10 protein-coding genes are annotated in these 12,922 nt (G+C 74.2%); 5 read left to right on the forward strand and 5 right to left on the reverse strand.

Annotated features, from left to right (window positions below; genetic code table 11):
- Positions 1-206: 206 nt before the first annotated feature.
- From H505_RS0116820 to H505_RS0116830, 3 genes are read right to left on the reverse strand one after another with little or no spacing between them, the layout of a single operon-like run.
- Positions 207-992: a PP2C family protein-serine/threonine phosphatase gene (locus H505_RS0116820; protein ID WP_026402929.1), complete on the reverse strand. Its 786-nt coding sequence runs from the start codon at positions 990-992 to the stop codon at positions 207-209.
- A 36-nt stretch (positions 993-1,028) separates the two neighbouring features.
- The gene (locus tag H505_RS0116825; protein ID WP_026402930.1) at positions 1,029-1,706 is read right to left on the reverse strand and encodes a response regulator; all 678 of its coding nucleotides are present in this window, start codon (positions 1,704-1,706) and stop codon (positions 1,029-1,031) included.
- Complete coding sequence (locus H505_RS0116830; protein WP_026402931.1) at positions 1,703-2,842, reverse strand: GAF domain-containing sensor histidine kinase; 1,140 nt, start codon at positions 2,840-2,842, stop codon at positions 1,703-1,705. The genes H505_RS0116825 and H505_RS0116830 overlap by 4 nt, the downstream gene beginning before the upstream one ends.
- A 259-nt stretch (positions 2,843-3,101) precedes the next feature.
- Between H505_RS0116830 and H505_RS49870 the strand changes: the two genes are divergently transcribed.
- The 5 genes from H505_RS49870 to H505_RS0116850 all read left to right on the forward strand — a co-directional run bounded on the left by H505_RS49870 (position 3,102) and on the right by H505_RS0116850 (position 9,308).
- Positions 3,102-3,242, forward strand: coding sequence for a hypothetical protein (locus tag H505_RS49870; RefSeq protein ID WP_157433024.1), 141 nt, complete (start codon positions 3,102-3,104; stop codon positions 3,240-3,242).
- Positions 3,239-4,609, forward strand: a complete 1,371-nt coding sequence (locus tag H505_RS42380) for an MFS transporter (protein WP_051300783.1) — start codon at positions 3,239-3,241, stop codon at positions 4,607-4,609. Before H505_RS49870 ends, H505_RS42380 begins: the two co-directional genes overlap by 4 nt.
- Positions 4,606-5,637, forward strand: coding sequence for an S-adenosylmethionine:tRNA ribosyltransferase-isomerase (locus H505_RS0116840; protein WP_026402932.1), 1,032 nt, complete (start codon positions 4,606-4,608; stop codon positions 5,635-5,637). The genes H505_RS42380 and H505_RS0116840 overlap by 4 nt, the downstream gene beginning before the upstream one ends.
- Before the next feature lie 65 nt (positions 5,638-5,702).
- A complete protein-coding gene (serB, locus tag H505_RS0116845; protein WP_026402933.1) occupies positions 5,703-6,902 on the forward strand; it encodes a phosphoserine phosphatase SerB in 1,200 nt (399 codons plus the stop codon).
- Positions 6,903-7,058: 156 nt separating this feature from the next.
- Positions 7,059-9,308 (forward strand): FUSC family protein, encoded by a 2,250-nt coding sequence (locus tag H505_RS0116850; RefSeq protein ID WP_026402934.1) that lies wholly within the window; start codon positions 7,059-7,061, stop codon positions 9,306-9,308.
- Between the two features lie 16 nt (positions 9,309-9,324).
- Here the strand turns inward: H505_RS0116850 and H505_RS0116855 are convergent, their stop codons facing one another.
- Positions 9,325-9,795 (reverse strand): SixA phosphatase family protein, encoded by a 471-nt coding sequence (locus tag H505_RS0116855; RefSeq protein ID WP_026402935.1) that lies wholly within the window; start codon positions 9,793-9,795, stop codon positions 9,325-9,327.
- Between the two features lie 361 nt (positions 9,796-10,156).
- Positions 10,157-12,583 carry a sodium-translocating pyrophosphatase gene (locus H505_RS42385; protein WP_051300784.1) on the reverse strand — a complete coding sequence of 809 codons (2,427 nt, stop codon included), beginning with the start codon at positions 12,581-12,583 and terminating at the stop codon, positions 10,157-10,159.
- Between the last annotated feature and the right edge of the window lie 339 nt (positions 12,584-12,922).

The raw sequence follows: 12,922 nt of genomic DNA on the forward strand, positions 1-12,922 counted from the left end.
CGCGCTCTCGACAGCCTCTGGGCAAGAGTAGGACAAAACGCCATCTACGTGCGTGCTCTTTGATGTTCCGCCGTGACTTCGGGCCACGGGTGCCGGCCGCGGCATCGGCGTCCGACCGCCGCCGCCGGTGTGCATTGCACCGCCGGTGTGCATTGCGGCGTCTTGGTGTCAGGCCCTCCGCGGGGCCTGGCGCCAAGACGCCGCAATCACGCGCTCCCCGCGGCGCCCACGGTCAGCGGGGCGTCCGGCTCGGTGACGTGCTCGGCCTCGATGACGTCGGCGACGACCGCGGTGATGTTGTCGGGGCCGCCGTTCTCGCGGGCGAGTTCGATGAGCCGGTCGACGGCGCGCTGCGGATCGGCCTCGGCCGACAGCACCTCGTAGATCGTCTGCGCGTCGACGGGCCCGCTGAGGCCGTCCGAGCACAGCAGGTACCGGTCGCCGAGCCGCGCCTCGCGCAGCCGCAGGTCGGGCTCCCGGTCGTCCCGGCCGTCCAGCACCCGGTACAGGACGTGCGAGAGCCGCGACGTCTCGGCCGGGTCGGGCGTCTGCCCGGACTGCTCGGCCTCCGCCTTGAGGAGCTCGTCCATGGTGTGGTCCTGCGTCATTTGGAAAAGCTCGCCGTCGCGCAGGAGATAACCGCGCGAATCGCCGATGTGCGCGAGCGCGACCGACGAACCCGACCAGAGCATCGCGGTGAGCGTGGTGCCCATCCGGCTCAGATCCGGACGTTCCTCGCGGACGATGCGGAGCTTCTCGTTGGCCTCGGCCACGGCGCGGCCCAGCATGTCGACAAGGTCGTCACCGCGCGCATCGGCGTCCAGCGAGCGCAGCGACCCGATGACGGTCGAACTGGCGACCTCGCCGCCGGCATAACCGCCCATTCCGTCCGCGACCGCGATCAACCGCGCACCGGCGTAACCCGAGTCCTCGTTGTTCTCCCGGTTGCACCCGATGTCGCTGCCTGCTGCGTACCTGATTGCTACGTTCATACCAGTTTCGATGACGATCCTGTCAGAGGAGTTGTATCAGTCACGAGCGCCCTCCCCAACCGTTCCGACACCATGCCGGACCGCGTAAAGGGCCGCCTGCGTCCGATCCTGGACTCCCAGTTTCATGAGCAGATTACTGACGTGCGTCTTGACCGTCTTCTCCGAGACCACGAGCGCGCGGGCGATCTCCCTGTTGGACCTTCCCCGCGCGATGTGCACGAGCACCTCCCGTTCCCGATCGGTCAGCGCGGCCAGGCCGCGGTCGTCCACCGACGCCGGCTCCGCCAGCATCGCCTCGGCGGCGTCGGGCGCGAACAGGACGTGCCCGTCGTGCACCGCCCGGATCGCCTGGACGAGCGCCTGCGGGTCGACGTCCTTGTAGAGGTACCCGGCGGCGCCCGCCTGTACAGCGGGCAGCACGTGCCCGCGCTCCGTGACGCTCGTCAGGATCAGGACCCGTGCGGAGACCCCGCGTGCCCGCAGCTCCGTCAGCGCGCTCAATCCGTCGGCGCCCGGCATCTTGAGGTCCATCAGCACGATATCGGGCTCGAGGGATTCGGCCAGTGACACGGCCGACGCGCCGTCGGCGGCCTCGCCGACCACGTCGATGTCGTCCTGGATGCCGAGGAACGTGCGCAGCCCCTGCCGGACGACCGGATGGTCGTCGGCGATCAGCACCCGGATCGGCGCCCGCACCGCCCCCCGCGGCGTCACAGCGGCACCTCCAGCCGGACGGTCGTGCCCGCGCCGGCCGCCGAGGAGACCGAGAGCTCCCCGCCGATCGACACCGCCCGCTCCCGCATCGACGCGAGCCCCAGCCCGTTCTGCGGGTCGTCGCCCGGGTCGAACCCCGAACCGTCGTCCGCGACCTCCAGCACCGCCTGTCCGCACTCCGTGCCCAGCCGGACCCGCACCTCCCGCGCGCCCGCGTGCCGCAGCGCGTTGTACAGCGCCTCCTGGGTGATGCGGAACGCGACCGCCTCGTGCTCCTCCGGCAGCACGACCGCCTCGTCGCCGCAGAACCGGACGGACGTCTCGTGCGCCCGGTCGAGCACCGCCACGTGCTTGCGCAGCGACGGGACGAGCCCGTCCGCGAGGTCCGCCGGGCGCAGCTCGTTGATCACCGCGCGCAGTTCGGCGAGCGCCTCCGCCGCGAGCCGCTCCACCTGCTCCAGCTCCCGGACGGTCCGCGCCGCGTCCCGCTCGGCGAGCGCGGCCGCCGTCCGCGCCGTCAGCCGCAGCGAGAACAGCTTCTGCGCCACCGCGTCGTGCAGCTCGCGCGCCAGCCGGTTGCGTTCCGCGACGACCGTCAGCTCCCGGTTGTGCTCGTACAGCCGGGCGTTCGTCATCGCGATGGCGGCGTGCGCGGCGAACAGGGTCAGCAGCTCCTCGTCCTCCCGGGTGAAGCCGCCCGGGGTGCGCTTGTTGGCGAGGAACACGATGCCGAGCACGTCGTCGCCGTCGCGGATGGGGACACCGAGGAAGTCCTTCAGGACGGGGTGCGCGTGCGGCCAGCCCTCGAACTCGGGCTCGCGGCGGATGTCGTCGAGCCGCTTCGGCGCGCCGTCGCGCAGCATCGCCGCCAGCATCCCGTGCTGGCGCGGCAGCGGCCCGATGCGCTCCCAGTCGTCGTCGGAGACGCCCTCGACGACGAACTCGGCGAACGAGCCCTCGTCGTCGGGCACCCCGAGCGCCGCGTAGCGGGCGTCCAGGAGCTGCGCCGCCGCCCGGACGATCACCTGCAGCACCTCGTGGACGGACAGGTGCCGGGTCACCGCGAGCACGGCCGAGCTGACGGCGTGCAGGGTCGCCCCCGGCTCGCCGCGGCGCCGCCCGTCGTCGTCGCGCATCCCGCCCTCTCGTCCGGCCGTCTCCGGCGGCCCGCCCGCGTCCGGGCGGGCGCCCGCCGCCCGCCTGACAAGCACCGTACTCGCACGCGCGGGCATCGCGAATCAGCCGCTGGGAGGAGGTGCGGCCGTGTCCGGACGCCCGCGCCCCGCCGGGTCCCCGCCGCGGCCGCCGGACCGGGGACCTACGACCATGTGCCGAGCCCCCGCCGGGCCCGCGCCCGATGCCCCTGACATGCGCGGACGCCTAGCGTCCCGGGGTATGCACACCGCACCGACCACCGGAGCCCCCCGAGGGCTCGGCCGGCCCCTCGCCCGCGGCCTCGCCCGGGACGGCGGGACCCTCGCCTCCGGCGCGCGGGACGCCGCCGGCCCGCGCGCCGCCGGGGCGGGCGCCCGATGACGACCGCCCTGCACCCCGACGGCGCCGAGGCGCGGGACGAACCGCGCGTGCTCGGCCCCGGCTACCGCGGGCCCACGTTCGGGATCGTCTTCGTCGTCACCCTGCTGGCGTTCGAGTCCATGGCCGTCACGACCGTCATGCCCGCCGTCGCCGCCGACCTGCACGGCCTCGGCCTGTACGCGTGGGGGTTCAGCGCCACGCTGATCGCCGGGCTGCTGTCCACGGTCCTCGCGGGCGGCTGGATCGACCGGTCCGGCCCGATGCGCCCGTTCCTCATCGGCCTGGGCACGTTCGTCGCCGGGCTCGCCGTCGCGGGCGCCGCGCCCGCCATGTGGGTGTTCGTCGCCGGACGCGCCGTCCAGGGCATCGGCACCGGACTGGCGATGGTCGCGATGTACGTCGTGGTCGCCCGCATCTACCCCGAATCGCTGCGGGCCCGCGTGTTCGCGGCCGAGTCGGCGGCGTGGGTGCTGCCCGCGCTGGTCGGCCCCGCCGTCGGCGGCGTCCTCGCCGAGCACGTCGGCTGGCGGTGGGTGTTCCTCGGGCTCATCCCCCTGGTGGTCCCGCCGACCCTGCTGCTCGTCCGCGCCCTGCGCGGCACCGAACGCCCCGAACGGGCCCCCGGCGCGTCCGTCCCCGGCGGCCGGGCCGTCGCGGCCGTCGCCGTCGCCGTCGGCGCCGCCGTCTTCCTCTACGGCCTCGACGCGCCCGGCTGGGCGATCGTCCCCGCCGTCGCCGCGGGGCTCGCCGGGCTCGCGTTCGGGCTGCCCCGCCTGCTGCCCGCCGGGACGTTCCGGATGCGCCGCGGCCTGCCGAGCATCATCCTCACCCGCGGGCTGCTGTCCGGCGCGTTCATGGGCACGGACGTCTTCATCCCGCTCGCCCTCACGTCCCTGCACGGCTTCGGCCCCGCCGAGGCCGGGATCGTCCTCACCGTGGCCGCGCTCGGCTGGTCCGCGGCGTCCCAGTACCAGGGGCGCTCGAAGCGCTCCCGCGCGTTCTTCGTGCGGCTCGGCGCCGTGTGCGTCACCGCCGGGATCGCCGCCGTCACCGTCGCGCTCCGGCTCGGCGGCTGGGCCGCCGCCCCCGCCTGGCTCATCGGCGGCGCCGGGATGGGCCTCGCGGTCGGCAGCCTCAGCGTCCTGCTGCTCGCCGGCTCCAGCGAGGAGGAGCAGGGCGTGAACTCCGCCGCGCTGCAGGTCGGCGACATGCTCGGCACCTCCGTCGTCGTCGGGACCGCGGGCGCCCTCGTCGCCGCGTTCGGCCCCGACCGCCTCGAACTCGGCCTCACCGCCGCCGGGACCGCGCTCGCCGCCGTCGCCGCCCTCGGCATCGCCGCCGCGCTCCGCCTGGAGGCCCGGACATGACCACCGGCCCCGAGACGGAGGACTTCGCCGTGCCCCCCGGCCTCGAAGCACGCGAGCCGCCCGAGGCGCGCGGCCGGCCCCGCGACGGCGTCCGCCTCCTCGTCGGCCGCCGCGCCACCGGCGAGGTGTCCCACCACGCCTTCCGCGACCTGCCCGGCCTCCTGCGCCCCGGCGACCTCCTCGTCGTCAACACCGCCGCGACGCTGCCCGCCGCCGTCCGCCTCGACCGCATCGGCGTCCACTTCTCCACCCCCGTCCCGGACGCCGGCGACCGCCTCTGGCTCGTCGAGCTGCGCCGCCTCACCGGCACGACGACCCGCCCCTACCCGGGCGGGTCGCCCGGCGAGTGGATCCCGCTGCCCGGCGGCGCCACCCTCACCCTCGTCGACCGCCGCACCGACCGCCTCTGGCGCGCCCGCCTCGACACCGACGTCGTCCCGTACCTGCGCCGCCACGGCACGCCCGTCCGCTACGGGGCCGTCCCTCACGACCAGCCCATCGCCGCCTACCAGACCGTGTTCGCGCACGACCCGTCGTCCGGCGGCGCCGCGATGCCCGGCGCCGCCCGGCCCTTCACCGCCGCCCTCGTCACGCGCCTGGTGTCCCGCGGCGTCCTGCTCGCCCCGATCACCCTGCACGCCGGCGCCGCGCCCCCCGAAGCCCACGGGCCCCCGCCCGCCGAGCGGTACACCGTCCCCGCCCCGACCGCCGCGCTCGTCCGGCACGTCCGGGCCGAGGGCGGACGGGTCATCGCGGTCGGCACCACGGCCGTCCGGGCGCTCGAGACGGCCGCCGCGTCCGGGCGCGTCGAGGCGTCCGAGGGATGGACCGACCGCGTCGTCACCCCCGAATCGGGCGTCCGCGCGGTGGACGGGCTCCTCACCGGCCTGCACGGGCCCCGCTCACCACACCTGACGACGCTCGCCGCCATCGCAGGTCACAGCCTCGTGAACAGCGTGTACCGGGCCGCACTCGACGAGCGGTACCTGTTCCGCGAGTTCGGCGATTCCCACCTGCTCCTGCCCTGACCCGTCTCACATGGCGGACGTCACACCCGGGTGCGGCGCCGCGAGCCGGTAGCGTGGACCCCAGCATGGACGGGTCAGCCGAGCGCACGCTGCTCATCACACTCACCGGACGCGACCGCCCCGGCGTGACGTCGCGCCTGTTCCGGACGCTGTCGGACTTCCCGATCACCGTCGTCGACGTCGAGCAGGTCGTGATCCGCGGCCGGCTCGTCCTCGGCGTGCTGGTCGCCTACACCGCCGACGCCGACATGGGCGGCGTGTGGAACGCCGCCGAACGCGTCGCGAGCGACCTCGACATGGAGGTCGAACTCTCCACGGGCCGCGACTCGCGCACCCCGAAGCGGCGCGGACGCCTGCACGTCACCGTCCTCGGCGCGCCCCTCACTCCCGCCGCGATGGCCGGGATCGCGGGCCGCATCTCCGCGCACGGCGCCAACATCGACCGCATGGAGCGCCTCGCGAGCACCCCGGTCACCTGCATCGAGATGGACGTCTCCGGCGCCGACCCCGACGCCCTGCGCGCCGGTCTCGCCGCCGAGGCCGCCGAGCGCCAGGTCGACGTCGCCGTCCAGCCCGGCGGGCTGTCCCGGCGCGCCAAGCGGCTCATCGTCATGGACGTCGACTCGACCCTCATCCAGGGCGAGGTCATCGAGCTGCTCGCCGAGCACGCCGGCTGCCTCACCGAGGTCGCCAAGGTCACCGAGGCCGCCATGCGCGGCGAACTCGACTTCGAGGGGTCCCTCCGCGAGCGCGTCGCGCTCCTCGCCGGACTGGACGCCGCCGCCATCGACGACGTCCGCGACCGGCTCAAGCTCGCCGCCGGCGCCCGCACCATGGTCCGCACCCTCAAGCGCCTCGACTACAAGTTCGCGATCGTCAGCGGCGGGTTCACCCAGGTCACCGACGCCCTCGTCGACGACCTCGGGATCGACTACTCGGCCGCGAACACCCTCGAGATCGAGAACGGCAAGCTCACCGGCCGCGTCGTCGGCCCCGTCATCGACCGCCCCGGCAAGGCCGCCGCCCTCGAGCGCTTCGCCCGCGAGGCCGGCGTGCCCGTCGCGCAGACCGTCGCGATCGGCGACGGCGCCAACGACCTCGACATGCTCCAGGCCGCGGGCCTCGGCATCGCCTACAACGCCAAGCCCGTCGTCCGCGAGGCCGCCGACACCGCCGTCAACGTCCCCTACCTGGACACGATCGTCTTCCTCCTCGGCATCTCCCGCGAGGAAGTCGAAGCCGCCGACGCGGCGGATTCCCTGTAACCCGTTCCCTGTAGCCCGCGGCGGTCGAAACCGGGGTGTTCCGGGTCACCGCGGGCCTCTGCGCGGAATGAAACCGGGCGGAGTCGCCGTTCACCGTTCGTACCGTTGATCACCAGGGTAGGCCGGTGGTGCGGGCGGTGATCTTGGAGGGCAACGGTGTGGGAGCGTGCGCGCGAAGCGTACGCGCAGGCTGAGGGGAGTGCGGCGCCCTGGTACGGGGTCGCGGCCGCGCTCGCCGTCGCCGTGCCGCTGCTCGCGGGCGCGCTCACCGGGCACGCCGCGCAGGGCTCGATGGTCGCGCTCGGCGCGTACCTGGTCGCCCTGCGGACCCCCGAAGGCCCGTACGGCGCGCGCGCACGCGATCTGGGGCTCGCCGTCGTCGTGGTGGCCGTCGGCTCGACCGTCGGCGGGTTCCTCGCCGGGAACACGTGGCTCGCCGTCGCGATCGTCCCGCCGCTGATCGCGCTCGGCGTCGCGGTGCCGCGCATCGGGCCGACCGCCGGGCTCGCCGTGCTGCTCGCCGCGATCCGGCCGCGGCAGCCGGACGTCGTCCTGGACGTCGGGCTGCTCGAACTGATCGGCGGCGCGTTCACCACCGCGCTGCTGCTCGCGCCGTGGCCCGCACGGCGGCTCCGTCCGCTGAACACCGCGCTGAGCGACGCCGCCGACGCGGTCGCCGAAGCCCTCGACGCCGTCGCCGAGCACGTCGACGCGCCCGACCCCGCCCCGCTGGACGCCGTCGAGCTGACGAACCCGGACCTGCTGGCCGTCACCCGGCTCCCCGACTGGGAGCAGCGGCGCCGGGCCGCGTCCGAGTCGCTCACCGCCGCCCGCACCACGTTCGGCCTGTACCGGTCCGACCGGGGGCGGGAGGACCCCACGCGGCCGGAGCGGCTCATCGACGCGCTCGCCCGCGTCCTGCACGAGACCGTCACGCTCCAGGCCGTCGTGGAGGCCGCCCGCAACTACCCGCCGGACCGCGAGTGGAAGATGGAGGCGCAGACCGCGATCTCCGCGCTCGCCGCCCGGCTGCGGCTGCTCGCGGGCGCGATCGCGACGTCCGGGGAGGCGCCGCTCGGCGGGGAGGAGTCCGCAGCCGTCCGCCGGATGGGCCGCGCCGCCGAAGGCGTCCGCCGCGCCGGCCTCGCGGGCGAGGAGGACCTCGTCGCGGTCGCGCTCATCGGGCAGGTGCGCCGGTCGATCGACCGCATCGCCGGCGAGGTCGCGTCCGCGCGGCGCCTCACCGCGGGCGGGCTGCGGCTCGGGTTCGGGCCGCCCCGCATCCCCGAAGCGAACCCGCTGAGCGCGTGGGAGCGGATCCGCAACGCGGTCGCCACCCGGTCGCCGCGGTTCCGCCAGGTGTCCCGCGTCTTCCTGACGGCCGTCCTGTCGATGGCGCTCGCCGCCGCGCTCGGCCTGTCGCACGGCCACTGGATGACGCTGACCGCGATGCTCAGCCTCCGCGCCACCTACGGCGAGACGGTCGAGCGGCTCGTCCAGCGGGTCGGCGGGACGGCCGCGGGGTCGATCGTCGCGGCGGTGCTGCTGACCCTCGCGCCCGGCCAGCTCACGATCGCGCTGATCGTCATGGTGTTCGCGTTCGCCGGGTTCGCGATGCGCTCCGTCAACTTCGCGTACTGGGCGCTGTTCGGCACCCCGCTCGCGATGATGCTGCTCTACTTCTCCGTCCCGTCCGACTGGCGCACCGCGGGGGAGCGCGTCGCCCTCACCGTCGCCGGGACCCTGCTCGCCTACCTCGCCGTCCGGCTGCTGTGGCCCGCCGGGCACCTCGAACGGCTCCCCGTGCAGCTCGGGCGGCTCACCGACACGCACGCCGCGCTCGTCCGGTCCACGGCGGACGTCCTGGCGGGCGAGCACGTGCGGCTGCCGCACGACGTGATCGTCACCGCGGAGCGGGCCGCGGAGGCCGTCGCGGAGACCCGCGACCGGCTGGAGCAGGAGCGGGTACCGGACGCCGAGCTGATCGCGCGGCTCCGCACCGCCGTGCGCGCCGCGCACCGCGTCCGCGACCACCTCATCGCGGTGTCGCGGATGTCGCGCGTGGAGGCCGTCGACACCGGCCCGATCCCCGAGATCCTCGACCGGATCGCCGACGAGCTCGAAGAGGCCGGGGCGGTGCTCGAGGACCCGCCGGACCAGCGGGACGAAGGGGACGCCGCGTCCGTCGAGGAGCTCCGCGAGCAGCTCGCCGACCTCGACGACCACCTCTCGACGATCACCCGGCGGCGGCGCGCGGAGATCAAGTCGGGCGTCGGGCGGGACGAGTTCACGCCGCTGCGGCACGCGCTGCTGCAGGTGTCGGGCACCCGCTACGCGATCCGGTCGCTGCGCCGCGACGCCGGGCGGGTCATCGAGGCGTCGTTCGCCGCGACCGGCCGCCGCTGACGCCCGTCCGTCCCGCTCAGTCCTTCGGCGTGCGCACGGTGCCGAGCGTGCCCGCGCCCGCCCGGACGTCCGTCCAGCTCCCCGGCAGGTCGATGACCGCGAGCGCGCACGTCGGGAACGCGTCCGGCGACTCCCCGGCGAGGTCGTGGACGAACAGGTGGACGGACGGGTTGTGCCCCACCAGCAGGACCGTCGCGGCGTCCTCGGGGGCTTCCCGCACGAGGTCGAGCAGCGTCCCGGGGTCGTTGCCGTAGATGCGCGCCTCGAACGACGTCTCGGCATCGTCGAACGCCAGGAGCTCCAGGGTCTCGCGTGTGCGCGCGGCCGTGGAGCAGAGGACGTACCCGGGGACGAGTCCGCGCGCGCGCAGCCAATCGCCGGTGGCCGCGGCGTCGCGGCGTCCCCGGTCGGCGAGCGTGCGGTCGATGTCGGCCTTGTCCAGCCCGGACTCGGCCTTGGCGTGCCGGAGCACGATCAGGGTCGGCATGCCCGCACCCTACGGCAGGCCCCCGCGCCAGGGAGGCGCGTCACGGGCCGCGCGTCGGGGGCCGCGCCTCAGGGGGCGCGTGTCAGGGGCGCGCCTCAGGCGGCGCGCGTCAGGGAGCAACGAGGGCGGCGAGCGCCCACAGCACCGCCATGATGCCGAGCATCCCGGCGAGCACAAGGGCGAACCCCTTGGGCCCTGACATCGTCGACTTCCCGCCGGCCACCACGCCTCCCGGTCTCCTCACATGCGCCCGGACCGCCGGGCCGCATCCACGTCCAGCGTACGACCGGTCGCCCGTGCTCCCGACACCACCCGCACGGGAGGGGGCCGGCCCGGCGGCCGGCCCCCTCCCGCCGCGCGGTCACGCCTTGTTGACCTGTGACTCCTCGCCCTCCGCGCGCGGAGCGGCCTCGACCGGCGGCTCCGCGGGCGCCGGCTCCTCGAGGGCCTCGGCGCCGCCGCCGCCGACGGACGGCCCGGGGCCCGCGGCGGCCGGTTCGGCGATCGGGTCGACCCGCCGCTTGGAGACCACGATCGCGGCGACCACGACGAGGACCGCCCCGACCGTCACGCCGACGCGCAGCGGGACGTTGCCCGCGTACGTCACGACCGCGTCCGCGATCAGCAGGGCCACCAGGTTCATCACCTTGATCAGCGGGTTGATGGCGGGGCCCGCGGTGTCCTTGAACGGGTCGCCGACGGTGTCGCCGATCACCGTCGCCTCGTGCGCCTCGCCGCCCTTGCCGCCGAGCTCGCCCTCCTCGACCAGCTTCTTCGCGTTGTCCCAGGCGCCGCCCGAGTTCGCGAGGAACACCGCCATCAGCACCCCGGCCGCGATCGCGCCGCCCAGGAACGCGCCCAGCGGCGCGTACCCGAGCGCGAACCCGACCGCGATCGGCGTCATGATCGCCAGCAGGCCCGGGGTGGCCAGCTCCCGCTGCGCGTCCCGCGTGCAGATGTCCACGACGCGGTCGTAGTCGGGCTTCTCGCTGAAGTCCATGATGCCGGGCTTGGTGCGGAACTGGTCGCGCACCTCGACGACCACCCGCCCCGCCGCCCGTCCGACCGCCATGATCGCGAGGCCGGAGAACAGGAACACCACCGCGGCGCCGATGATCAGCCCGATCAGGACGTTCGGGCTGTCGATCGACAGGCTGAACGCCTGGAAGTCGCCGAGCGCGTCCCGGGCGTCCCGCGACGCGTCGTCCAGCGCCGACACCACCGTCTCCCGGTACGACCCGAACAGCGCCGTCGCCGCCAGCACCGCCGTCGCGATCGCGATGCCCTTCGTGATCGCCTTCGTGGTGTTGCCGACCGCGTCGAGCCGCTCCAGCACGCCCGCCGCCTCGCCCTGGACGTCCCCGGACATCTCCGCGATGCCCTGCGCGTTGTCCGACACCGGGCCGAACGTGTCCATCGAGACGATCACGCCGACCGTCGTCAGCAGGCCCGTCCCCGCCATCGCGACCGCGAACAGCGCGACCGTCGTGTTGCCGAAGCCGAGCAGGAACGCCCCGTAGACCGCGCCGCCGATCACCAGCGCCGTGTAGACCGCCGACTCCAGCCCCAGCGAGATCCCCGACAGGATCACCGTCGCCGGGCCCGTCCGGGCGCTGCCCGTGACCTCCTTGACGGGCTTGCGGTGCGTCTCCGTGAAGTACCCGGTCAGCAGCTGGATCGCGCTGGCCAGCACGATCCCGATGAGGACGGCGCCGAGCGCGATCCAGCGCGGGTCGGCGTCCATCGCCGCGATCTCGGTGTTCGTGACGCCGTCCAGCTCGGCGAACGACCCCGGCAGGTACGTGAACGCGGCGATCGCGACCAGCACCGCCGAGATCAGCGCGGAGATGAAGAAGCCCCGGTTGATCGCCGTCATCCCGGACCGGTCGCCCGCCCGCGGCGCCACCGCGAAAATGCCGATCACCGCCGTGACCACCCCGATCATCGGGACGAGCAGCGGGAACACCAGCCCCTGCGTGCCGAACGCCGTCGTGCCGAGGATCAGCGCCGCCACCAGCATCACCGCGTACGACTCGAACAGGTCGGCCGCCATGCCCGCGCAGTCCCCGACGTTGTCGCCGACGTTGTCCGCGATCGTCGCCGCGTTGCGCGGATCGTCCTCCGGGATGCCCTGCTCGACCTTCCCCACCAGGTCGGCGCCGACGTCGGCGGCCTTGGTGAAGATCCCGCCGCCGACCCGCATGAACATCGCCAGCAGCGCCGCGCCGAACCCGAACCCCTCCAGCACCCGCGGCGCGTCGCCCTGGTAGGCGAGGACGACGACGGCCGCGCCGAACAGCCCGAGCCCGACGGTGAACATCCCGGCGACGCCGCCCGTCCGGAAGGCGATCCGCATCGCCGTCCGCTCGCCGCCCTCCTCCCGCGCGGCCGCCGCCACCCGCACGTTGCCGCGCACCGCGAGCCACATGCCGGTGAACCCGGTGACGGCCGAGAACAGCGCCCCGATGACGAAGAACACCGACCGGCCGATGCGCTCGCCCGCCCCGTCCGCGGGCAGGAGCAGCAGCACCAGCGGGATCAGCACCACGAACACCGCGACCGTGCGGAACTGGCGTTTCAGGTAGGCGCCCGCGCCCACCTGCACCGCCTTCGCGATGTCCTGCATCTTCTCGGTGCCCTGGCCCGCGGCCAGCACATCGCGTACCAGTCCCGCGGCGACGGCCAGTGCCAGCAGCGCGATCACCGCGACGACGACGACCAGGGACAGGTCGCCGCCGCCGAGATCCACTTCAGCGCCGGCCGGGCTTGACACGGAAAGCCCAGACATCCGTCCTCCTCGACAGGGGCGTTGCGATCTCGACCGTCAAAGTCGATCTTTACCGCTTACCCCGCAAGTCGTGATTTCGAACGCCTCTCGCGGCAACGCGCGTGCCGCGAGTCTACGCACGCGACTTCTGATCAAGAAGGGCACAAGAGGCTTAACGAAAGCGTCATCATCGTGCAATGGAATTTACGCTCGAATTTGACCTTCACCGGAAATCCCGTCACATCTCCGCAGGTCAACCCGGGCAAGGATCCTCTTACTCCAAAGCAACCTTGACACCGGACATCCGGCACACCCCGCACACGAACCACTCGCGCCACCCGGTTCAGGGCGAACTACAAC

The organism is Actinomadura rifamycini DSM 43936 (genome assembly GCF_000425065.1).
GTDB classification, from domain to species: Bacteria; Actinomycetota; Actinomycetes; order Streptosporangiales; family Streptosporangiaceae; genus Spirillospora; species Spirillospora rifamycini.